The sequence below is a fragment of the Streptomyces hydrogenans genome (genome assembly GCF_014656075.1).
GTDB classification, from domain to species: Bacteria; Actinomycetota; Actinomycetes; order Streptomycetales; family Streptomycetaceae; genus Streptomyces; species Streptomyces hydrogenans.
Window position 1 is genome coordinate 16,899 of the sequence record NZ_BNBS01000079.1, and the last position, 20,732, is coordinate 37,630.

Genomic DNA, 20,732 nt, shown 5'->3' on the forward strand with positions numbered 1-20,732 from the left:
CTAAGCAACGCGGTGCGTCGCGGGCGGGGTGGCACGCGTCCGCCACCAGCGGCGCGACGCCAGTCCGGCCAGGACGGCTCCGGTGGCGTTGACCAGGACGTCGTCCACCGACGACACCCGGTCCAGCCGCAGGACGTACTGCGCGGTCTCCACCAGCACCGAGCAGCCCGCGCCGAGCGCCAGGATCCGCGCCGGGGACGCCACCGCCGCCCACCGCACGGGCGCGAAGAAGCCGAGCGCGGCGAAGACCAGCAGGTTGCCGACGATGCCGAGGGACCCCATCACGACGAGGTCCCGCAGCGGCACCAGGCTCACCCGGGGCGGTACGACACCGGCCCCGCCGCCCGGCATCATCGTCATCCACAGGAACGGCAGCGTCCCGTGCACCATGCCCACCTCGGCCAGCGACAGCCGCCACGCCCCCGCGACGCCGGCCCGGCGCCGCCGCAGGGCCACCGCCCACGCCACCAGCACGGCGAGCGGCAGCGTGACCAGCGTCATCAGCACCACGCCGTTGAACGTCCCGAAGCACCCCTGCCACCGCCCGGACGCGCACGCCGGGGCCGCCATCAACAGCGGGCCCCGCAGGACGAACAGCCCGGCCGCCAGAGCGAGGGCGGCGAGCCCGAGGAGCACGATCCGGAGGAGCGGGGGGCGGGCCGGCGGGGGCGTCCGCGGGGACGTGTCGGTGCGCATGCCCCCATTGAACGCGGCGGGCGGTTGCGGGGGCGTATGCGCTTTTCGATACGCCCGCGATACGCGCGCCGAGCCCGCGGGCCCCCTACGGACCGGCTTCCAGCCAGGTGATGCGGGTGAACGTCACCGTCTCCGCGTCCCCCGCGAACCACTCCACGAGCACGGGACGGCCGGGGACGTCGAGGTCGTACACGTCGCCCCACTGGTCGACGGTGCTCGCCCCGGCCGGTACGGTGCCCCGCTCGTGCGCGGCCGTGATGGCGGTCAGGGTCTCGATGGTCGCGGCGAAGACCGCGGGCGCCTCGGCCGACATCGCCGACAGGACCGCGGCGGCCTGCTCGCTCAGGCCGTGGCTCACGAGGCCCCGCTCAGCGCGGCGAGCACGTCGTCGAGCGGCCGCGCCCCGCCGCCCTGACCGCTCCGCAACACCCCCGCCTGCGCGCGGTCCGCGTCGGTGCGCCGGCTGTCGGCGACCGCCCGCAGGTGCCACCGGTCCATCACGGCCAGCTGCGCGTCCCCCGCCTCGGCGCCGAGCAGCTCCTCCAGGAACGGCCCCTTGCGCCCCGGTGCGAGCGCGGCCGCGATCGCGTTGGCGGTTCGGGGAATGCCGGGCTCGCCCGGCCGGGACACGGCACCCACGACGGTCTCCTTCCGCTCGGACACGCCCTGCTGAGCGGGCGTCAGGTCTCCCACGGTAGACCAGCACGGAGCCACCGCGGGGGATCGCGCTCCGGAGGTGGGGGAGGTCCACGACTCCCCGCCGACGGATCCGCCCCCGGAGGGGCCGGTCGAGGCAGGGCCGGCGGACCTGTGGCTCGGCTGCCCGGTCGCCGCGACGGACCGCCGGAGGGCGCGTCGTCGAGACGCCGGGGGCGGCGCGGCGGAAGAATGGGGCGCCGGGAGTGTGGAACGGCTGTCGGACCCGTGACCGAGGTGGATCTCTGATGCGCAGCGTGACCTACTGGATGGGCGTTTCGCTCGACGGCTACATCGTGGGGCCGGACGGCGGCCTGGACTGGGCGCCACCGGACGACGAGGTGTTCCGCCTCGTCACCGAGGAGCTGCGCGGGATGGACGCCTTCCTGCTGGGCCGGCGGCTCTACGAGACGATGCTGTACTGGGAGACCGCCGAGCGGGACCCGACGCTGGACGACTCCAGGCGGGAGTGGGCGGTGCTGTGGAACCGGCTTCCGAAGGTCGTGTTCTCCACGACGCTGTCGGAGGTGCGCCCCCACCACCGGCTGGCCACCGGGAGCCTGGCGGAGGAGATCGAGCGGCTGCGGGCCGAGCCGGGGGAGGGCGAGATCGCGATCGGCGGCGCGCACCTCGCCGCCGAGGCGGCCGCGGCGGGACTCATCGACGCGTACCGGATCCGGGTCTACCCCGTCCTGGTCGGCGGCGGCATCCCCTTCTTCCCCGCCGGCGAGCGCCGCGTGGACCTCGAACTCGTCGGATCCCGCACCTTCGCCTCGAACGTCGTCCACCTCCACTACCGGGTGGTCCGCTGACCCCCGCCCCCGTGCGGCGGGAGCGGCCGGCCGAGGTAATCCGGGTGCGGGCGCGTTGTTCCGGGCTGTCGGGGTAGCGGCGGGTCAGGACCCCATTGGGAGGTGGCCGGAATGGCTGCTGGGAAAAAGGCCAAGGACATGGGCAAGACCGCCAAGGGAAAGGTGAAGGAGGTCACCGGTAAGACCGTCGGCAACGAGAGCCTCGAAATGAAGGGGCGCGCGGAGCAGGCCGCCGGTGATGCCAAGATGACCGCCCGGAAGGCGAAGGACACCCTCAAGCACTGATCGCACGCACAGGGTGAAGGCCGGCGGCGCCAGCCGCCGGCCTTCACCCTGCCGGTGGGGCCTCCGCCCCGTGACGGCGCGGTCGGCCCGCGGCCGCGCGGGGAGCGCGGCCACAGGGTGCGGGAGCGGGGGTGTCAGCGGCGGGAGCGGGCGAGCCGGGGCTCCTCGTCCTCCTCCTCGTCCTCCTCCTCGTACGGCTCCTCCGCTTCCTCCTCGTCCTCGTAGGCGGCGTCCTCGTACTCGTCGGCGTCCGGGTCCTCGTCGGCGTCCGCCTGTTCGTCGTCCTCCTCGACGTCCTCCAGGTCGTCCGCCCCTTCCTCGTCCTCCTCGCCCGCCTCCTCGCCTTCCTCTTCCTCCGGCGCTTCCTCCTCGGCTTCTTCCTCCTCGACGGCCTCCTCGTGGGTGACGACGACCTCGCCGTCCTCGATCCGGCCGCGCCAGCCATCGGGTTCCTCGTTGGAGAGGGTGACGAAGCGGTCGAAGTGCTTCAGGTCCAGGCGCATGCGCCGGCCCTGGGCCCGCCAGATGTTGCCGGTCTTCTCGAAGAGGCCCGAGGGGTAGTACTCCACGACCAGCAGGATCCGGGTCAGGGACGGCGCGAGCTCATGGAAGCTGACGCAGCCGCGCGTGGTGCCCTTGGCTCCCTCGGAGCTCCACACGATCCTGTCGTCCGGTATCTGCTCCTGGACGCTGGCCTTCCAACTCCTGGTCGAGGGGCCGACCTTGACCTTCCAGTCGGAGGTCGTGTCGTCGTTCCGCGAGACGCTGCGCACTCCCTTGGCGAAGCCGCTGAAGTCCTCGTACTGCGTCCAGTGGTCGTACGCCGTGCGCAGCGGCACCCCGACGTCGATGGTCTCGACGATGCACATGGACTTCCCGCCGGACTTCCGGCCCTTCCCCTTGCCCTTGCCGCCGAGGAGGCCGGAGCCCACGTCCTTGACCTTGTCCTTCAGTCCGTCGAAGGTCTGGCCGAGCACCGCCTTCACCGGGGAATCGCCCTGGACCAGGCGGCCGCCGAGGTTCGCGAGGCTGCCGCCGTTCTCCGCCACGTCGTACAGGCCGTCGGTCAGGTCGCCGACCTTGTCCACGGCCTTGTCGGCCAACTGGCCGGCCTGGGCGCTCAGATAGCCGCCCATTTCCTCCATCAGGCGGTCGAAACCCGACCGGGTGTCGTCGGTGCCTTGCTTGCTGGCCATGATTCACCTCCGGGTCGTCGGCTTGCGGCGGGCCGTGGTGGCGGCCGCGGACTTCTTGGCCGTGGACTTGGACGCCGGCGCGCGTGCCGTGCTCTTCTTCGCGGCCGCCTTCCTGGGCGGCGCCGTCTTCTTCGCGGCCGCCTTCTTCGGTGCCGCCTTCCCGGCCGTCGTCCTCTTCGCCGCGGTCTTCTTCGCCGGGGGCTTGGCCGCGGACTTCGTCGCCGTCTTCTTCGGCTTCGCCGTCGACGTGCTCGCCGCCGTCTTCCGCGCCGGGGGCTTGCGTGCCGGGGTCTTCCCCGCCGTCGTCTTCCGTGCCGGGGTCTTCCGGGCCTCGGACTTCCCGGCCGGTGCCTTCCGGCCTCCGCCGGCGGGCGCCGCCTTCTTGGCCGGGGCGGTCCTCTTGGCGGGTGCCTTCTTCGCGGGGGCCCTCTTGGACGTGCGTGCGGGCCGTCGGGAAGCGGGAGGTTCTTCTTCTTCCTCCTCCTCTTCCTCCTCTTCTTCCTCTTCCTCGGGCTCCTCCTCTTCCAGTTCCTCTTCGGGCTCGCCCTCCTCTTCCTCCTCGTCCTCCTCCTCGACGTCCGGGTAGGGCTCCTCCTCGTCCGCGGGTTCCTCGTCGTAGCCCTCGTCCTCTTCGGTCTCGTCCTCGGGCTCCTCGGCGGCGTCCCTGTCGTTCGCCTGCTCCAAGGCGAGCGTCCGCTCGCGCAGTGAGTCCGCCAGTCCGGCCATGCGGCGGTTCGCGGTGGCCACGAGCGCCTTGCGTCCGGCGTCCAGGGCTTCGCCCCGGATCTGCTCGCCGAGTTCGGCGACCTGGGGCATCTCACTCAGTTTCTTCAGGCCCTGGGTCGCGAGTTCCTTCGGGTCGAGGCCGAGGCGGTGGCCGGCGACGTAGGTGATCAGGGTGAAGGCCAGACGGCCCTTCTTCACCCGTCCCAGTACGTAGCCCCCGGCGACCGCGGCCGCCAGGGCGATCTTGGTCGTGTCCTGCATGAGCCTTTCCCTTCGCCAGATACGTGCGCGTCGCGCCACCCCCGGTGCCCGCGTGGTCACGCCGGGGTGGACGACGGGACGACACCGCTCGCACGGTTACTACTGGCACTGCTCCCTCCAGTGCCAGACATGCCTGGAATGTCTGGAAAATCTCTTACGATGGCATTCCTGGTGTTTTCTGTCGATCCGGGTGGGCAGGCTCATGTGTCAGCCTGCGAGGAGAGTGCCCATGGCGTCAGCAGAGCCGGCTCGCCGCCGACCTCGCCCCTCCGAGGGGGGAGGCCGGAAGGCCCGAAGGGCGGACGGTGTGGCCGCGGTCATGCGCTCGGCCGTCGAGCAGCTGTCTCAGCTGCTCGGCCGCCCCCCGGAGTCGGTGTCGTCCGTCCGGCCGACCGAGGACGGCTGGGAGGCGCAGGTCGAGGTGCTCGAACTGGAACGGATTCCGGAGACCACGAGCATCCTCGCCAGCTACAAGGTCACGCTCGACGAACAGGGCGACCTCATCTCCTACGAGCGGACCCGGCGGTACAGCCGGGGCGCGATCGACCGGCCGACCTGACAGGGCCGGCCCCCGGCAAGGGAGGCGGCCATGACTGTGGCGCCACAGGGCGGAGCCGACATCAGCAGAAGGCAGGGCGCGGGGTCGGGCAACCTCTACGACGTCCTCGAACTGATCCTGGACCGCGGACTCGTGATCGACGTGTTCGTCCGGGTCTCGCTGGTCGGCATCGAGATCCTGAAGATCGACGCGCGGATCGTCGTCGCCAGCGTCGACACGTACCTGCGCTTCGCGGAGGCGTGCAACCGCCTCGACCTGGAAGCCGGCCGCAAGGCCCCCACCCAGCTCACCGACGTCGTCGGCAACGCGGTCGAGAGCGGAGCCCGGGGCAAGTCGAAGGGCGCCGTCGGCGGTGTGGTGGAGGCGGTGAAGCAGTCCCTCACCGGCGGATCCGACGACGAGGAGCCGGAGGAGGAGGAACCGGAAGAGGCGGAGACCGAGGAAGAGCCGGAAGAGGCGCCGCGCCGCCGCCGGCCGGCCCGCCGCACCCCGCGCCGCGCCGCCTCCCGGGAGAGCGAGTAGACGATGCCCCTCTACGTGTACACCATCACCGCCGCCACCCACCCGGGCCGTACGGAGGGGCTGACGGGCGTGGGAGCGGAACCCTCGCCCCTGCGTCAGGTGAGCGCCGGGCCCCTGCGGGCGGTGGTCTCCGACGTCGACGAGGAGATACGGCCCCGGCGCCGGGACCTGACCGCCCACCAGCAGGTCCAGGACCGCCTCATGGCCGAGGGAACGATCCTTCCCCTGCAGTTCGGCTACGTGGCCCCCGACGACCAGGCGGTCGCGGCGGTGCTCGAAGAGCGGGCCGACGCCTATCTGGAGGCCCTGGAGCGGGTCCGCGGCTGCGCGGAGTACCACGTCAGGGCGGCCCAGGAGGAGGACGCCCTCCTGCGGGAGATCCTCCAGGAGTCCCCGCGGGCGCGGGAGCTCAACGACCGGATCCGCGCGGGCGACGCCGACCCCCGGCTGCCGCTGGAGCTCGGGGAGCTCGTCGCCACCGAGGTGGGCGCGCGGCAGGAGGGCCTCGCCGCCGACCTGATCCGGACGCTGCTCCCCTTCGCCCGGGACCACAACGTGCGCGCACCGGCCGACGGCGACCTCCTCAATCTCTCCCTCCTGGTGCACGAGGACGACGAGGAGCCCTTCCTGCGGGCCGAGAGCGATCTCGCCGAGCAGTCCACGACCGTCACGTTCCGCTTCAACGGGCCGCTGCCGCCCTACAGCTTCGTGTAGGAGGAGCCATGGGGCTGCTGACCGGCCTGCTGACCGCGCCGCTGGCGCCGGTACGGATGGTGACCTGGGTGGCGGAGCGCGTCCTGGACAACGCCGAAGCCCAGTACTACGACCCCGCTCCCGTCTACGCGGCCCTGGCCGAACTGGAGCACCGGCTCGAACGGGGGGAGATCGACGAGGCCGCCTTCGAGCGGGAGGAGGACGCCCTCCTCGACCGCCTCGACGAGATCAGCAGATTCCGCCAGGGCCGCGGTGGCTGAGGCGGTTCCGCAGGGGCCGTGGCGGCCGACACGCGACGAGGAGCGCGACCGAAGCGCGACCGAAGGAGGACGAGTACCGTGACCGATCCGCTCGCCGAACGGCTCGGCCCCCTGCCGTCACGGGGCACGCCGATGGGATACCCGCCGTCCTCCTCCTCGGCCAGCCTCGCCGACATCCTCGAACGCGTCCTCGACAAGGGCATCGTGATCGCCGGCGACATCCGCATCAACCTGCTCGACATCGAGCTCCTGACCATCAAACTGCGGATCCTCATCGCCTCCGTCGACAAGGCCAAGGAGATGGGCATCGACTGGTGGGAGCACGATCCGTCGCTCTCCTCCCGGCACAGCGGCGACCCGCTCCAAGAGGAGAACCGCCGCCTGCGCGCCGAGGTGGAGGCCCTGCGCCGCGAACGGCTCGGCGCCGCCCCACCGGAAGGCGACGAGAGCGCCGGGGACGACGAGAGCGCCGGGGACGACGAGAGCGCCGGGAGCGCCCGGGGCGGCGACGGCAGGGAGCGCGCCGCGGAGCGGACCCCGAGGCGGAGGCCCGCGCCGTGAACGACGAGCCGGCCCTCACCTACGTCTACGCCGCGGCCGTCCCGGCGCCCCGGCTCGACGCCGTGCTGCGCGGCCTCCACGGCGTCGAGGACGCCCCGGTCGCCTTCCTGGCCCCCCACGACGCCGCACCCGGCGCACCCGCCTTCCTCACCAGCCGGGTCCCCGCGGACCGCTGGAGCGAGGAGGCGCTGCGCGCGCGCTTCGAGGACCTCGACTGGCTGGAGGGGACCGCCCGGGCCCACCACCGCGTCATCGAGGCGCTCACCGCGCACACGACCGTGCTGCCCCTGCGGATGGCCACCCTCTACCGGGACGACGACCGCGCCCTCGCCGCCCTGCGGGAACAGCGCCCGGCCCTCGCCGAACGGCTCGCCCTCCTCGCCCACCACACGGAGTACGGCGTGAAGGCCTACGTCACCCCGGACCCGGGCACCCCCGGTCCGGGCGCCGACGACGCCGCGGGCACCGCGCCCCGCAGCCCGGGAAAGGCGTACCTCCAGGCCCGCCGGGCCCAGCACCACGCCCGCGAGGACCGCTACCGGCAGGCCGGCGTCGCGGCCGAGCGCATCGCGGCGGTGGCGGCCCGGTACGCCGCCCACGTCGTACGGCACCCCGTCCAGACCGGCCCCCTCAGCGACGGCGGGGCCGGCGAGAACGTCCTCAACGACGCCTGTCTCGTCGCCGACGACCAGGCCGACGCCTTCCGCGTCGCCGTCCGGGAGGTCGGCCGGGACCTGCCCGGCGTGCGCGTCGAGGTCACCGGCCCCTGGGCCCCCTACTCCTTCGCCACGCTCCCGGCCCCGCCCGCACCCACCGGGACCGCCGACCCTCCCGGACCGCGCCCATGACCCTCCCCGAACGAGACTCGCCCCTGCCCGGCAGGCAGGTCGCCCTCGTCGACCTGCTCGACCGGCTCCTGGCCGGCGGCGTCGTGATCACCGGAGACCTCGTCCTGTCGATCGCCGACATCGACCTCGTACGGATCTCCCTGCGCGCCCTCATCACCTCCGTGGACGGATCCGGAGCCCCTCTGCCCCGGGACGGCCGGCCATGAACACCGACCGCGGCCGCCGCGACCGCCCCAAAGGCCCCCTCCCCGAACCGTCCCCCGGGTCCGGTGCTCCCGGCGACCCCCTCGTCCGCGCCTTCCGGCTCCTCCAGGCGCCGCCCCCGGCCCCCGGCGAGACCCCGCCGCCCGCGCCCCGCCTCAAAACCGACCCCGAGACCGTCGGCGAGGACCTCCTCAAACTCGTCCTCACCCTCGTCGAACTCCTCCGCCAGCTCATCGAACGGCAGGCCCTGCGCCGCGTCGACTCCGGCGAACTCACCGACGAACAGGAGGAGGAACTCGGCGCCACCCTCCTCGCCCTGCACGACCGCATGACCGAACTCTGCGCGGAGCACGGCTACACGCTGGAGGACCTCAACCTCGACCTCGGCCCCCTCGGCCCGCTGCTCCCCCCGGCGCCCTGAGCGCGGGCCGCCGCACGGCGGACGGCTCCGCCCTCCCCGGGAGGGCGGAGCCGTCCGGTGCGCGCCCGCCGGCGCGGGCGCTACTTCCTGCGTGCGAAGAGCCGGTAGGCGGCGAGGAGGATGAGGGAGCCGACGATCGCGGCGACCCAGGTGGAGAGTTCGAAGAACCCGTCGACCGAGTCGACGTCGAAGAGCACCTTGCCGAGCCAGCCGCCGAGGAGACCGCCCGCGATGCCGATGAGTGTGGTGACGATGATTCCACCCGGGTCCTTCCCCGGCATCACCATCTTGGCGATGATGCCCGCGAGCAGCCCGAGCAGGATCCAAGCGAGTATGCCCATGATCCTTCCCTGTTCCGTCGGACCGGAGCCGAACCGACGCGCGGCCCCGGGGAATGCGGGTGCGGAGTGCAGGGGGCCGGGGCGTGTCCCGGCCCCGCCTCAGCCGAGCCCGTCCTTCGCCTTCTCCTTCACCTCCCGGGCCTTGCCCCGGGTCTCCAGTGCTGCCCCCTTGGCCGCCAGGCCCTCCTTGCCGAGCGCATGAGCGGACTTCCGCACGGCCTTCCCGGCGATCTGTTCCATCCGGGCCTTCGCCTTCTCGGTGCCACTCATGACGTACCTCCCGACGGCGCCGGCGCCTTGTGCGGCGTGCCCTGCGGGTACCCGTGCCGCTCGCTTCCATTCCCCGGGAACGGATTCCCGGGGAATGGAAGCGAGCGGCTACACCAGGCGCCGGACCACCTTCGGCAGCAGGGCCACGCACACCGAGCGGAACCCCTTGCGGAACCCCCAGAGCAGCATCCGGAAGCAGAGCTTCGCCATGCGCGCGGACACCCTGCGCGCGACCGCCTTCGGAGTCCAGCGGGCGAGCCCCCGGCGCCTGCCCCACCGGAACCCATGAGACTTCGAGCGGAACTTCACGCGCGTCACCCCTCGCGAGGAATCGGGAGGAAGGGAAGGCCGGGAGCGGCTCCCGGTCCCGGCGCCGTCAGGGCGTCGCCGTCGCGGCGGCCAGCTCGTCGACCACGTCCGTCAGGCGGCCGCGCCGGTGGAACACGGCCCGCTGCCGGGTCGCGCCGCCGCCGTCCACACGGATCCGCCGCCACTGCTCGTCCACCCAGGAGGTGTCGCCCGAGGCGTCGAGCCCCGGACGGGCGAAGCCGATCAGCTCGTCCAGCAGTTCCACCGCCGGCCGCGCCCGGCCGTCCGCCGGATCGAGCCCGGTCCCCGCGAGGCCCTGCGCGGCGGCGAGCCGGTGGGCGCGCGCGAGGCTCCCGCCCGGCACCTCCGGCGGAGGGACCGAGGCGTCGACCCGGTCCAGGAGGACGGCCGCGAGGCCGCGCGCCAGGAGCGCGAGCAACACCACCGTGTCGAGCCGCGCGTTGGCGTCCGCCACCCGGATCTCCAGCGTCGGCACGTGCTCGGACGGCCGGGCGTGCCAGTACACCATCCGGTCGTCGAGCAGCGGCCCGTCCCCGACCAGCCGTGCGACGTGGGCGAGGTACTGCGGCTCGGTGAGGACGGGGGTGGGGCCCACCGTCGGCCACCGCGCGTGCTCGACGGCCCGCCAGCTGTCGTGGCCGGTGTCGAGCCGTTGCGCGTAGGGGGAGTTCCCGGCGAGCGCCTGGAGGACGGGGAGCCACGGCCGCATGTGCAGGGCCAGGGCGAGCGCCCGCCGGCGGTCCAGGGACCCGAGGTGGATGTGACAGCCGCACACCAGCCCGTCGTCGCGGGCGATCCCGTCGTCCCGCGTGACCAGGGGACGGAAGCGGCGCGCCATCAGGCGGTAGCGCGCGGTGTCCGTCACCGTGAGCGGCTCGCCCGGCGGCAGCGCGGGAGTGCCGCACGCCACCGGCATGCAGTGCGCCTCCCGGGCGGCCGCCACCACGACGGAACGCAGCCACGAGAGTTCGGCGCGCAGCTGCTCCCGGCAGGCCGTGGCCTCGGTGCAGACCTCGACCTGCGCGTTGAAGAACTCGGTCTGCACCTGCCCGCCGAGCTGCCGGGCGGCCCGGCGGATGACCTGCGGCGCGCGGTTGACGGGCGCCCGCGTCAGACGGTCCACCAGCACGAACTCTTCCTCGACACCCAGCGTCAGGATCTTCATCTCGCGGCTCCTCGCCTCGCGCCGCGACTACCCGACCCCGGCGCCGTCATGCCGGACGGCCCGGGGAGACGCGGCCCGGTTCGAACGCCGTCCACGGGGCAGACGTGCTGCGGACGCGGCGCGGACCGCCCCGGGACGGCCGTGGGCGGCGGGCCGCGACGGAAGGGGCGGGTGAGGGACGGGATCGTCCTGCTGCGAGACGACCACAGGACCGAGGAGGCCCGCGAGGACGCATCGGGCAGCCCCTCGACCTCCCCGGCGCCGACGAGCGACGAGGGCCCGCGCACCGTCGCCGGCCGGCCCCGCGGGGATCCCACGGCTCCGCCCCCGAGGGAGATGGACACCATGACCACACCGAGCAATCCCGACCCGGCACCCCGCGTCACCCCCGGGGACCCCACCCCCGGAGCCGTCGGCGGGGTCCCCCCGGGAGAGACACCGCCGGCCGAGTCCGGCACCGGGACCGGGCCGTACCGTCCGCTCCGGCGGGGCTGGGCGGCGGGCCCCCTCCTGATCGTCGGCCTGCTGGTCGTGGCGTTCGCCCTCTTCTTCCTCGTGTACGCGATCGTTCTCGCGACCGGCTGAGCGCCCCGCCCCGCCCTCCCGCACCCCCTCCCGCCCCACGACGAACGGAGCCGGTCATGGTCCCCGCGGCCCAGCCCCCCGAGCCCGACCCGCGCGAGGAGTTCGATCCGGAGAACGCGATGGAGACGGACCCCGTCGACGACCTGGCCGCCCCCGGCTACTCACCCCCCGAGCGCCCCCGGGGCGTCACCCGGCACGGCACCACGCGCCGGGAGCAGCGGGAGGGCGAACCGCTCGACGACCGGCTCCGCCAGGAGGTGCCGGAGGAGCCGGCGCCCCCGGGCGACGGCATCGGAGACCTGCCGGGCGGAGCCGGGGAGCCGGTCGACGACGAGGCCGGAGCCACCCGGGCCGGCCGTCTGGCCCCCTTCCCGGCCCGCTCGGGTCACATCGACCGCGCGGTCGCCCGCGACGTCGGCCCCGACGACGGCACCGCCCCGGCCGAGGAGGCGGCGATGCACGTGGACACGGCGGTGGACGGCGCGGAGGAACGACGGGAGACGGAGCGGCCGCCGTCGGAGCGGGCGGAGGAATGAGGGAGACTTCGCAGGGTGATCGTGATGCAGCCCGTCCTGGAGGTCGCCGCACCCGACGGCTTCGCCCTGTGGCCGGTGACGGAGGCCGGAGCGTCCGGATTCCTCGCCCTGGACGGCGGACTGTCGCCCGCCGGGGTCGGGACGGCCGTGATGGCGCTCGCCGCCTGCAACGACCTGGCGGTGGAGGGCGACGAGCGGCCGCGGCACGGCGCGACCGGCACCTTCCTGCACGGGCTGCTGACCTTCGACACCCCCTTCGCGGCCGGGGGCCTGCGGGTCACCGACCGGGCCGCGGGCGTCGACTTCGCCCCCGGTTGCTGCGACGGCCTGGAGGACTGGCGCGACTGGTACCGGCTCGTCGACGGCGACGGGCGTCTCGGCTTCGGCCACGAACCGGTGTCACCGGCGGCCGAACGCCTGGGGGACGTCCTCCGCCTCACCGTGGACGTCGAGCGGCCCGACAGCCCCGTGATCACCCTGCCCGCGCGTGCCCTGCCGGGGATGCTCGCGGGCGTGGAGCGCGACCTCGCCGCCTTCCTCGTCCTGGCGTCCGGATGGGCGTCCGCCCACCTGCCGGACCATGACGTGGACCCCGTCGTCGCCGCGCTCGCCCGCGCCCTGGACGTCCCCGCGCCCACGGGGTCCCCGCACGCCATGTGAGCGTCCGGCGCCGCGACCTGACAGGGCGTCCGACGGGCCCGCCGCGCTCACGGCGGGCGGATCGCCGGGCGGTCAGGGGTGTCGTACACGCATGCGATCATGCCGTCGAGGCACCGACGACGGTGCGGGAGAGAGCGGGAGCGCGTGTGAGCAGGGCCGGGGGACAGGACGGCTCGTCCGTGTCGGACGAGGAGTGGGAGCGGTTCCTGCGGGACGCGGAGGCGGGTACGGCCGGGGCGCCGGTCGAGCCGTCGGCGCGGGACCGGGAGGCGGAGGGACGGCTGCGGGCCGGGCCCGCACGGCCCGAGGGGTGGCGCACGTACACCCCGCCCGAGCGGCCCCGGCGCCGGACGGGCCGGTACGCGGCCGGGCTTGTGGCGGCCGTGGCGCTGCTGGCCGTGGCGCTCTTCCCGCAGCGGCTGCTCGGCTGGTTCGGCGACGGCGGAGCGGACGCGCCGCCACTGGCCGCCGAGACGGCGCGCCCCTCCGAGGCGCCGGGGGACGAGACCGCGCTGCGGGGGACCCTCGCCGAGCCCTTCCGCGGCTCACCCGCCGCCCGGTGGGCCGACGGGGCGGCCGGGATCACGGTGCCGGACGCCAAGGCGACCGGCTGGATGGACGCGGCCCAGGTCGCGCGGGCGCTCCGGCAGAGCCGGGACTTCCTGGTGGCCGCCGGGCTCGACACCGCCGTGCTGCGCGGCGAGCGGCCCACCGAGGCGATCGCGCTCCTGAACCCGCACCAGCGGGACGTCCAGGACTACCTCCGCACCGCCCTCTCCGGGGCGCCCACGCCGGACACCGACCCGCTCCTCCTGTTCAGCCGCTTCCGGCCGGAGCAGGCCCGGCTGGTCGGCGACGTGGTCAGGACCCGCGGCCGGCTCACGTACCGCGAGGGGAAGCGGGGCGCGGTCGAGGTGACGGCGGACGTCACCTTCGTCTACCCCGTCACCCCGGCCGCGGGTGACGGCGCCGACGCCGAGGTCATCCGCACCATCGTGCGGCGCCAGATCGTCATGAACTGGGACGACCCCGAGAAGGTCATCACGAAACCCGGCACGATGTCCCTCGTGTCGTACGCGCTCGACCTGACCAACGGCGGCTGCGACGAGCCCACCGGCTACTTCGTCCCGCCCTTCGGCGCCGCCGCCGACGACCGGTCCACCGACCCGTCCCACCGGGTCGACCCGTACGACCGGACCGAGCCGCTCGACCCGGGGGACGGGACGACGGAGCCGGTGAACGGCTGCGCCACCGCGACCCGTTCGTAGCCCGCCGGCGGGCGGACGCCGGCCGTCCGCCCGCCGCTCCGAGAGCGCTCCCCGCGGGCCGCAACATGAGGAATTCCGGAGACAATTCACCTCTGTGACCAGGGTGTTGACTTCCTACTGGCCGGTACCGATGATCGCGGCCATGGCAGCTACCACGGACCCGCTCCCGACCTTCCCGCCCGGCTTCCTCTGGGGCGTCTCCACCTCCGCCCACCAGATCGAGGGCGACGTCGCCGGACGCCGCCCCTCGGTGTGGGACGCCTTCGGCGCCGGGCCCGGCCGGATCAGGGACGGCTCGACCGCCGACGTGGCCTGCGACCACGTGGCCCGCTACCGCGAGGACGTGGGGCTCGTCCGCGACCTGGGCGTGGACGCGTACCGCTTCTCCGTCTCCTGGCCGCGGGTGCTCGCGCCCGGCGGCCTCGACTTCTACGACCGGCTGGTCGACGAGCTGTGCGCGCAGGGCGTGCGGCCGGTGCCGACCCTCTTCCACTGGGACCTGCCCCTGGAGATCGAGGAGGCGGGCGGCTGGCTGGAGCGGGACACGGCCGCCCGCTTCGCCGCCTACGCCTCGACCGTCGCCGAACGCCTCGGCGACCGCGTCACGAAGTGGATCACCCTCAACGAGCCCGCCGAACACACCCTGCTCGGCCACGCCCTGGGCGCCCACGCCCCCGGCCGGAAGCTGCTGTTCGACGCGCTGCCCGTCGCCCACCACCAGCTCCTCGCCCACGGGCTCGCCGCGGGCGCGCTGCGCACCGCCGGCGCCACGGACATCGGCATCGCCAACTCGCACGGCCCGACCTGGCCCGCCTCCGACAGCGACGCCGACACCGGGGCCGCCGACCTCTACGACCTCATCCTCAACCGGCTCTTCGCCGATCCGCTGCTGCTCGGCCGCTACCCGGACGGCTTCGGCGAACTCATGCCGGGCGACGACGTGGACGCCGACCTGAAGGTGATCTCCGAGTCCACGCTCGACTGGTACGGGATCAACTTCTACCAGCCGACCAAGGCGGGCGCGCCCGGCCCGGAGGACGTGGAGTTCTCCGGACTCACCCTGCCCGCCGGACTGCCCTTCTCCGTGCGGGAGATCGAGGGGTACCCGGTGACGGACTTCGGCTGGCCCGTCGTCCCCGACGCGTTCACCGAACTCCTCACCTCCTTCCGCGACCGCTACGGAGACCGGCTGCCGCCCCTGGTCATCACCGAGAACGGCTGCGCCTACGAAGGACTCGACGACCAGTCCCGCATCGCCTACCTGGACGGCCACCTGCGGGCCCTGCACCGCGCCATCGAGGCGGGGGTCGACGTCCGCGGCTACTTCCACTGGTCGCTGATGGACAACTTCGAATGGGCCGAGGGCTACACGAAGCGCTTCGGTCTCGTCCACGTCGACTACGCCACCCAGAAGCGCACCCCGAAGGCGTCGTACGCCTGGCTGCGGGACGCGCTGAGAGCGCAGCGGGCATGACCGCCCTCGCCCTGGAGGAGCCCGCCGAGCGCGTCGGGCGCGGCTGGACGGCCGCGCTGTCGCTGGCCAACGGCGCGATCTGGGTCGGCTGGTACGGGCCGCTGCAGATCCTGCTCGCACGGCAGGCCGAGCTGTTCGCGCCCGGCACCGGCCTGTCGAAGGAGTCGCTGCTCGCCTGGGTGACCGGGGTCGGGGCGGTGGTGTCGCTGGCCGCCAACCCGCTCTTCGGCGCGCTGTCGGACCGGACCACGTCCCGCCACGGGCGGCGCACCCCGTGGATCGTCGCGGGGGCGGCGGGAGGGGCGCTGTCCCTGCTGCTGCTCGGCGCGGCGGACGCGGTCTGGGTCCTGTTCCTGGGCTGGTGCCTGGTGCAGCTGACGCTGAACGCGGCGTTCGCCGCCGTGACGGCGGCGGTGCCGGACCGGGTGCCGCGCGCGCAGCGCGGCGCGGTGGGCGGCTGGCTGGGGGCCGCGCAGATCCTCGGCGTCGTCGCCGGCACCGGGCTTGCGACGGCCGCCGGGGGAGTGGGCGCCGGATACGCGGCCTGCGCGGTCTTCACCCTGGTCGGCGTCGCGCCGTACGTCCTGCGCCACCGGGACCTGCGGCTCGCCGCCGCCGACCGGCCTGCCTGGTCCTGGCGCGGCTTCCTGGCCGGGTTCCGCCTCAGCCCCCGCGCCCACCCCGACCTGGCCTGGGCCTGGCTGACCCGCTTCCTGATCAACCTCGGCAACGCGCTCGTCCTGCTCTACCTCTTCTACTACCTCCGCGACCGGCTCCAGCACCCGGACCCGGAGACCGGCGTCCTCGTCCTGACGGCGGTGAACGGAGTGACCCTCCTCGCCACCGTCGTGCTGGGCGGGATCTGGTCGGACCGGGTGGGCCGCCGCAAGCCCTTCGTCCTGTGGTCCGGGGTCCTGATGGCGCTGGCGACCGGCCTGCTCGCGGGCTGGCAGACCTGGCCCGGCGCGCTCGTCGCGGCGGCGCTGCTCGGCATCGGCTTCGGCGTCTTCACCTCGGTCGACTTCGCCCTCATGACCGACGTCCTCCCCAAGGCCGCCGACCGCGGCAAGGACCTGGGCGTCATCAACATCGCCAACTCCCTCCCCCAGGTGGCCGCCCCCGCCCTGGCCGCCCCCCTCGTCAACCACCTGGGCGGCTACCGCGCCCTCTACCTCGTCGCGGCGGGCGTGGGACTCCTGGGCGCGCTGCTGGTGCGGCGCATCAGGGCGGTGGACTGACGGAGCCGGTCCGGTCAGACGGGGCGGCGGCGCCGGAGGACGTACTCCGACGGCCCGCACAGGGTCCGGAAGACCGCGTTGGTGACGACGAAGTACGCGGGGCTCACCCGGCCCTCCTCCTTGGCGACGAACCCCCGGCCGTGCTCGCCCTGGTGGCGTCGCCACAGGCGACGGCGCAGCGGGGCCCCGGTGACCAGGAGCACCGGGGCCAGGAGGAGCGCGCCGACCGTCACGGCGCATCTGACCGCGTGGATTCCGATCCTGTTCCCGATCCGCATCGCCTCGGGGTGCCGATCGGGAACGATCTTGTCCAGGGGGCCGGTCAGGCCGGTGCGCCCGGGTGGTTCCGGCCGGTCGGGGCGAGGGCGCCCGTCCGGTCCGACCGTTCCCGGCCCGGACTCAACGGTGCTCGGGGTTCTCGAAGTCGAACCGGCAGCCGGCGTCCCACTCGGAGCGCTGGTTCCCGTGGGCGGGGATGCCGCCGGAGTCCTTGAGCATCCTCGCCAGGTGGAGCTGGTTCCAGGTCATGAAGGTCGTGTTGCGGTTCGTGAAGTCGTTCTCCGGCCCGCCGGAACCGGGGTCGAGGTACGACGGGCCCGGGCCGGCCGGGCCGACCCAGCCCGCGTCGGCCTGCGGCGGAATGACGTACCCGAGGTGCTGGAGGCTGTAGAGGACGTTCATCGCGCAGTGCTTGGCGCCGTCCTCGTTCCCGGTGATCAGGCAGCCGCCCACGCGACCGTAGTAGGCGTACTGGCCGTGCTCGTTGAGGATCGAGGAGCAGGCGTACAGGCGCTCGATCACCTTCTTCATGACCGAGGAGTTGTCTCCCAGCCATACGGGCCCCGCCAGGGTGAGGATGTCCGCGGCCATGACCCGCGAGTAGACCACCGGCCACTCGTCCGTCTCCCACCCGTGCTCCGTCATGTCCGGCCAGACGCCGGTCGCGAGGTCGAGGTCCACCGCCCTGATCTCCTCGACCTGTACGCCCTGGCGCTGCATGATCCCGGTGCTGATGTCGATCAGCCCCTGTGTGTGGCTGCGCTCCGGGGAACGTTTCAGGGTGCAGTTGATCACCAGGGCGCGCAGGTCGGAGTACGACGTCGTCGGGTCCGGCACGGAATCCTCCTCCATACGCTCCGGAGCCCGGACGGAAGGCCCCGGAGACTTTCCGGTACAGCTCACCAGGCCCTGGCCCCGGGCGCTCGCGGAGCTGGGCCGGTCGCCTGAGCGAGTCCGTCGGCCAGGGCTGTGCGCGCGCACGCGAGCCGGGTCGGGCGTGGCGCCCCGGGTGGACGGCGGGGTGGTTCTGTCCGGTCGAGACGCGGTTTGCGCCGATTCTTCGGGTGGGGAGGGGAGCTCGACTTCGGCCGGTTCCCTCGGTCGAAACTCTTGTCGGGGCCGTCACGCCTCTCTAATGTGAACCTTCAAATCCAGGGGAGACTGTATGCCTGGTCCTTTGAGGGATCAATTTTGAACGATCAAATTCATTCGTCGGCATCTCGCGCACCGATGCCCGGCTACCTCGACCACGCGCGGGTCGGCCCGCTGTCCCGCCCGGCCGCCCGCGCGCTGGCCGGGGCGAACGGGCTCGCCACGCGGATGGCGCCCGCCGACCTGGACCGGCTGTTCGCGCTCGGCGACGCCGCCCGGGCGTCCGCGGCCCGGCTGCTCGACGCCCGGCCGCACGAGCTCGCGCTCTCCCCGTCGACCAGCAACGGCCTCTTCACCGTGGCCGCCGCCCTCCAGGGCCCGGGGACCGTGCTCGTGCCCCGGGGCGAGTTCCCCGCCAACGTCTACCCCTGGCTGCGCTTCGAGGGGCGCGGCGGCCCGGACGTCCGGCTGGTCGAGCCGGACGAGGGGCGGCACATCACGCCCGAGTCGCTGCGGCGCCGGCTCACCCCCGACGTCGTCGCCCTCACCGTCAGCGCCGTCGACTCCCTCACCGGGCACGTCGCACCCCTCGCCGCCCTCAAGGAGGTCCTCGGGCCGCACAGGCTGCTGATCGTCGACGCCATCCAGGGGCTCGGAGCCGTACCGCTCGAAGCCGAGGCCGCCGACGTCCTGGTGAGCGGCGGCCAGAAGTGGCTGCGGGCCGGCTGGGGCGCCGCCCTGCTGCTGATCCGCGACCGGTGCGCCGCGCGGCTGGCACCCGGGCTCGGAGGCTGGGCCGGCGTCGCCGAACCCTTCGCGGAGCGGCACCCGGCACCACCCCTGCCCGGCGCCGCCGCACACCTCGCCACCAACCCGGACTTCCCGGCCTCCGCCGCCCTCGCCGCGGCCCTCGACGACCTCGCCGGCCAGGGCGGGCCCGCCGCCGTCGGCGCCAGGATCCGCACCGCCCTCGCCGAGCTGCTGGACCGGGCCGAGCGCGCCGGGTCCGAGGTGCTGCTGAACGGGCTCGGCCCCGCCGAGCCCGCCGGCACCGGCACCTTCCGGCTGCCCGGGCACGACCCGGCGGCCGTGCACCGGGCCCTCGAAGCCGCCGGCGTCGTCACCACCCGCCGCGGCGAGTGGATCCGCCTCTCCCCGCACGCCTCCACCCCGGCCGCCGCGACGGACCTGTTCGCCGAGGCGCTGGCGCCGTTCGCCCGGCCCACGGGCCGCGCGCGCACGACCACGGCCGGCCCCGCGACCCCGGAACCCGTGACCCCCGACCCCGCCTCCGGCACCCCTCCCACCCGCACCACGTCTCCCTCCTCCACCACCCTCACCCAGGAGCCGACATGTCCCACCACCTGAGCCGTCGTCAGATCCTCCACCTCGCCACCGCCTCCGCCGCCGGGCTCGGGCTCGCCGCCTGTGGCGGCGGCGGGACCGGCGGGGACCAGAAGGGGGCCGACGGCGACAGCGGGCGGATCACCGTCTGGAGCTGGACCACCGCCGCCGAGGCGCTGCGCGGGGTCGTCCCCTCCTTCGAGCGGGACAACCCGGGGATCACGGTCGACGTCCAGGACCTCGGCAACCCGGCCATCTGGGACAAGATCACCGTCGGTCTCGCCTCCGGCGGCAAGGGCCTCGCCGACGTCCTGCACATCGGGGTCGACTACCTCCCCGGCTACCTCCAGAAGTTCCCCCAGGGCCTCGCCGACCTGTCCAGACTCGGCGCCGACCGGTACAAGGACGCCTTCGCGCAGGGCCTGTGGCCGACCGTACTGGGAGAGGACGGAGCCGTCCGCGCGCTGCCCTGGGAGGTGAACCCGCTCGGCCTCTTCTACCGCCACGACTACTTCGAGAAGGCCGGCGTCGACCCCGCCTCGCTCACCAGCTGGGACGACCTGATCGAGGCGGGGCCGAGGATCCGGGCCGCCGGCGGCGCCCAGCTGCTCGGGCTCGACAAGCCCGGCACCGCCCAGGACCTGGACTTCTTCCAGAGCCTGATGCTGCTCCAGGGCGCCTTCTACTTCGACGCCGAAGGCAGGATCACCCTCGCGTCCCCGGCGGCCGTCCAGGCCCTCACCGTCATCAAGCGGCTCAACGACGCCGGCCTGGTCGCCGACACCGCCGGCGAGGGCACGTGGAAGCGCCTGGTCGGCCAGGGAAAGCTCGCCACCGCCCCGTACCCGGCGTGGGCCATCGAGTACCTGGCCACCAAGTTCCCCGCCCAGAAGGGGAAGTGGAGGGTCATGGCGTCGCCCGCGGCCGTCCCCGGCGGCGGCCGCAGCGCCATCGTCAACTCCACCTACCTGACCGTCTCCGCCACCAGCCCCCGCCGCAAGGCCGCCTGGCGGTTCGTCGAGTACGCGCTCACCAAGCCCGCCGAGATCAACCGCATGTTCGCCTCGGGCGGTGTCTTCCCCGCGCTCAAGGCGGCCTACGACGACCCGAAGTTCAGCGCCCCGCACCCCTTCTACGGCGGGCAGCGGGTCCTGCGGTCCTTCGTGGACTCGCTCGGCGCCGGAGCGGCCGCCACCAACTTCACCGGCGACTACAGCCGGGCCCTCAAGCTCGCCGCCGACGCGCAGACCCAGGTCCTGCTCAAGGGCGCCGACCCGGCGGCCGTGCTCAAGGCGGCGGCCGAGCGCCTCGCCCAGCAGACCGGCCGGCAGCAGGCGGCCTGACCATGTCCCTCGCCCCTTCCGAGACCACCGGCGTCCCCGGGGACGC

At 74.0% G+C, this 20,732-nt stretch carries 28 protein-coding genes; 18 read left to right on the forward strand and 10 right to left on the reverse strand.

What is annotated here, in order from left to right; all coding sequences use genetic code 11:
* The 3 genes from IE321_RS27675 to IE321_RS27685 all read right to left on the reverse strand — a co-directional run bounded on the left by IE321_RS27675 (position 1) and on the right by IE321_RS27685 (position 1,335).
* Positions 1 to 696 (reverse strand): VanZ family protein, encoded by a 696-nt coding sequence (locus IE321_RS27675; RefSeq protein ID WP_190224942.1) that lies wholly within the window; start codon positions 694 to 696, stop codon positions 1 to 3.
* An 85-nt stretch (positions 697 to 781) separates the two neighbouring features.
* Positions 782 to 1,054 carry a hypothetical protein gene (locus IE321_RS27680; protein WP_043228490.1) on the reverse strand — a complete coding sequence of 91 codons (273 nt, stop codon included), beginning with the start codon at positions 1,052 to 1,054 and terminating at the stop codon, positions 782 to 784.
* Positions 1,051 to 1,335, reverse strand: coding sequence for a hypothetical protein (locus IE321_RS27685; protein WP_043228488.1), 285 nt, complete (start codon positions 1,333 to 1,335; stop codon positions 1,051 to 1,053). Before IE321_RS27685 ends, IE321_RS27680 begins: the two co-directional genes overlap by 4 nt.
* Positions 1,336 to 1,640: 305 nt before the next feature.
* Between IE321_RS27685 and IE321_RS27690 the strand changes: the two genes are divergently transcribed.
* Together IE321_RS27690 and IE321_RS27695 are read left to right on the forward strand one after the other, a co-directional pair.
* Positions 1,641 to 2,204, forward strand: a complete 564-nt coding sequence (locus IE321_RS27690; protein ID WP_190224943.1) for a dihydrofolate reductase family protein — start codon at positions 1,641 to 1,643, stop codon at positions 2,202 to 2,204.
* A gap of 111 nt (positions 2,205 to 2,315) precedes the next feature.
* Positions 2,316 to 2,489, forward strand: a complete 174-nt coding sequence (locus tag IE321_RS27695; RefSeq protein WP_043228486.1) for a CsbD family protein — start codon at positions 2,316 to 2,318, stop codon at positions 2,487 to 2,489.
* Between the two features lie 134 nt (positions 2,490 to 2,623).
* Here the strand turns inward: IE321_RS27695 and IE321_RS27700 are convergent, their stop codons facing one another.
* Positions 2,624 to 3,685: an SRPBCC family protein gene (locus tag IE321_RS27700; protein WP_190224944.1), complete on the reverse strand. Its 1,062-nt coding sequence runs from the start codon at positions 3,683 to 3,685 to the stop codon at positions 2,624 to 2,626.
* Positions 3,686 to 3,688: 3 nt separating this feature from the next.
* Complete coding sequence (locus tag IE321_RS27705; protein WP_190224945.1) at positions 3,689 to 4,672, reverse strand: histone protein; 984 nt, start codon at positions 4,670 to 4,672, stop codon at positions 3,689 to 3,691.
* Between the two features lie 229 nt (positions 4,673 to 4,901).
* On the opposite strand from IE321_RS27705, the gene IE321_RS27710 reads away from it, so the two are divergent.
* From IE321_RS27710 to IE321_RS27745, 8 genes are all read left to right on the forward strand, one after another.
* The gene (locus tag IE321_RS27710) at positions 4,902 to 5,231 is read left to right on the forward strand and encodes a gas vesicle protein GvpO (protein ID WP_190224946.1); all 330 of its coding nucleotides are present in this window, start codon (positions 4,902 to 4,904) and stop codon (positions 5,229 to 5,231) included.
* A gap of 30 nt (positions 5,232 to 5,261) precedes the next feature.
* Positions 5,262 to 5,753 (forward strand): gas vesicle structural protein GvpA, encoded by a 492-nt coding sequence (locus IE321_RS27715; protein WP_190224947.1) that lies wholly within the window; start codon positions 5,262 to 5,264, stop codon positions 5,751 to 5,753.
* A 3-nt stretch (positions 5,754 to 5,756) separates the two neighbouring features.
* Entirely contained in the window at positions 5,757 to 6,467 is a 711-nt protein-coding gene (locus IE321_RS27720) for a GvpL/GvpF family gas vesicle protein (RefSeq protein ID WP_190224948.1), read from the forward strand.
* 8 nt (positions 6,468 to 6,475) lie between these two features.
* Positions 6,476 to 6,727: a gas vesicle protein GvpG gene (locus IE321_RS27725; protein WP_190224949.1), complete on the forward strand. Its 252-nt coding sequence runs from the start codon at positions 6,476 to 6,478 to the stop codon at positions 6,725 to 6,727.
* 78 nt (positions 6,728 to 6,805) lie between these two features.
* On the forward strand, positions 6,806 to 7,288 hold the full coding sequence (locus IE321_RS27730) for a gas vesicle protein (protein WP_226652941.1): 483 nt from the start codon (positions 6,806 to 6,808) through the stop codon (positions 7,286 to 7,288).
* On the forward strand, positions 7,285 to 8,136 hold the full coding sequence (locus IE321_RS27735; RefSeq protein WP_190224950.1) for a GvpL/GvpF family gas vesicle protein: 852 nt from the start codon (positions 7,285 to 7,287) through the stop codon (positions 8,134 to 8,136). Before IE321_RS27730 ends, IE321_RS27735 begins: the two co-directional genes overlap by 4 nt.
* Positions 8,133 to 8,342, forward strand: coding sequence for a gas vesicle protein (locus IE321_RS27740; RefSeq protein WP_043228477.1), 210 nt, complete (start codon positions 8,133 to 8,135; stop codon positions 8,340 to 8,342). The genes IE321_RS27735 and IE321_RS27740 overlap by 4 nt, the downstream gene beginning before the upstream one ends.
* Positions 8,339 to 8,761 (forward strand): gas vesicle protein K, encoded by a 423-nt coding sequence (locus IE321_RS27745; RefSeq protein ID WP_190224951.1) that lies wholly within the window; start codon positions 8,339 to 8,341, stop codon positions 8,759 to 8,761. The genes IE321_RS27740 and IE321_RS27745 overlap by 4 nt, the downstream gene beginning before the upstream one ends.
* 80 nt (positions 8,762 to 8,841) lie before the next feature.
* Here IE321_RS27745 and IE321_RS27750 read toward each other — a convergent pair whose 3' ends face one another.
* The 3 genes from IE321_RS27750 to IE321_RS27760 all read right to left on the reverse strand — a co-directional run bounded on the left by IE321_RS27750 (position 8,842) and on the right by IE321_RS27760 (position 10,867).
* Positions 8,842 to 9,102, reverse strand: a complete 261-nt coding sequence (locus tag IE321_RS27750; RefSeq protein ID WP_043228475.1) for a GlsB/YeaQ/YmgE family stress response membrane protein — start codon at positions 9,100 to 9,102, stop codon at positions 8,842 to 8,844.
* Between the two features lie 99 nt (positions 9,103 to 9,201).
* Positions 9,202 to 9,372: a hypothetical protein gene (locus IE321_RS27755; protein ID WP_190224952.1), complete on the reverse strand. Its 171-nt coding sequence runs from the start codon at positions 9,370 to 9,372 to the stop codon at positions 9,202 to 9,204.
* Between the two features lie 376 nt (positions 9,373 to 9,748).
* A complete protein-coding gene (locus IE321_RS27760; RefSeq protein ID WP_190224953.1) occupies positions 9,749 to 10,867 on the reverse strand; it encodes a carboxylate-amine ligase in 1,119 nt (372 codons plus the stop codon).
* Positions 10,868 to 11,212: 345 nt separating this feature from the next.
* On the opposite strand from IE321_RS27760, the gene IE321_RS27765 reads away from it, so the two are divergent.
* From IE321_RS27765 to IE321_RS27790, 6 genes are all read left to right on the forward strand, one after another.
* The gene (locus tag IE321_RS27765; protein ID WP_190224954.1) at positions 11,213 to 11,452 is read left to right on the forward strand and encodes a DUF6480 family protein; all 240 of its coding nucleotides are present in this window, start codon (positions 11,213 to 11,215) and stop codon (positions 11,450 to 11,452) included.
* 56 nt (positions 11,453 to 11,508) lie between these two features.
* A complete protein-coding gene (locus IE321_RS27770; protein WP_063766135.1) occupies positions 11,509 to 11,988 on the forward strand; it encodes a DUF5709 domain-containing protein in 480 nt (159 codons plus the stop codon).
* Positions 11,989 to 12,012: 24 nt separating this feature from the next.
* A complete protein-coding gene (locus tag IE321_RS27775; RefSeq protein ID WP_308076860.1) occupies positions 12,013 to 12,648 on the forward strand; it encodes a hypothetical protein in 636 nt (211 codons plus the stop codon).
* Positions 12,649 to 12,794: 146 nt separating this feature from the next.
* Entirely contained in the window at positions 12,795 to 13,916 is a 1,122-nt protein-coding gene (locus IE321_RS27780; protein WP_226652940.1) for a hypothetical protein, read from the forward strand.
* 130 nt (positions 13,917 to 14,046) lie between these two features.
* Positions 14,047 to 15,390: a GH1 family beta-glucosidase gene (locus IE321_RS27785; protein ID WP_190224964.1), complete on the forward strand. Its 1,344-nt coding sequence runs from the start codon at positions 14,047 to 14,049 to the stop codon at positions 15,388 to 15,390.
* The gene (locus tag IE321_RS27790) at positions 15,387 to 16,628 is read left to right on the forward strand and encodes an MFS transporter (protein WP_190224956.1); all 1,242 of its coding nucleotides are present in this window, start codon (positions 15,387 to 15,389) and stop codon (positions 16,626 to 16,628) included. The genes IE321_RS27785 and IE321_RS27790 overlap by 4 nt, the downstream gene beginning before the upstream one ends.
* A gap of 14 nt (positions 16,629 to 16,642) precedes the next feature.
* Here IE321_RS27790 and IE321_RS27795 read toward each other — a convergent pair whose 3' ends face one another.
* Together IE321_RS27795 and IE321_RS27800 are read right to left on the reverse strand one after the other, a co-directional pair.
* On the reverse strand, positions 16,643 to 16,861 hold the full coding sequence (locus IE321_RS27795) for a hypothetical protein (protein WP_190224957.1): 219 nt from the start codon (positions 16,859 to 16,861) through the stop codon (positions 16,643 to 16,645).
* A 166-nt stretch (positions 16,862 to 17,027) separates the two neighbouring features.
* The gene (locus IE321_RS27800; RefSeq protein WP_229916568.1) at positions 17,028 to 17,744 is read right to left on the reverse strand and encodes a flavodoxin family protein; all 717 of its coding nucleotides are present in this window, start codon (positions 17,742 to 17,744) and stop codon (positions 17,028 to 17,030) included.
* 393 nt (positions 17,745 to 18,137) lie between these two features.
* Here IE321_RS27800 and IE321_RS27805 point away from each other — a divergent pair, with 393 nt between their 5' ends.
* Positions 18,138 to 19,367 (forward strand): aminotransferase class V-fold PLP-dependent enzyme, encoded by a 1,230-nt coding sequence (locus IE321_RS27805; RefSeq protein WP_190224959.1) that lies wholly within the window; start codon positions 18,138 to 18,140, stop codon positions 19,365 to 19,367.
* Positions 19,352 to 20,686 (forward strand): extracellular solute-binding protein, encoded by a 1,335-nt coding sequence (locus tag IE321_RS27810; RefSeq protein ID WP_190224960.1) that lies wholly within the window; start codon positions 19,352 to 19,354, stop codon positions 20,684 to 20,686. Before IE321_RS27805 ends, IE321_RS27810 begins: the two co-directional genes overlap by 16 nt.
* Positions 20,687 to 20,732: the final 46 nt, after the last annotated feature.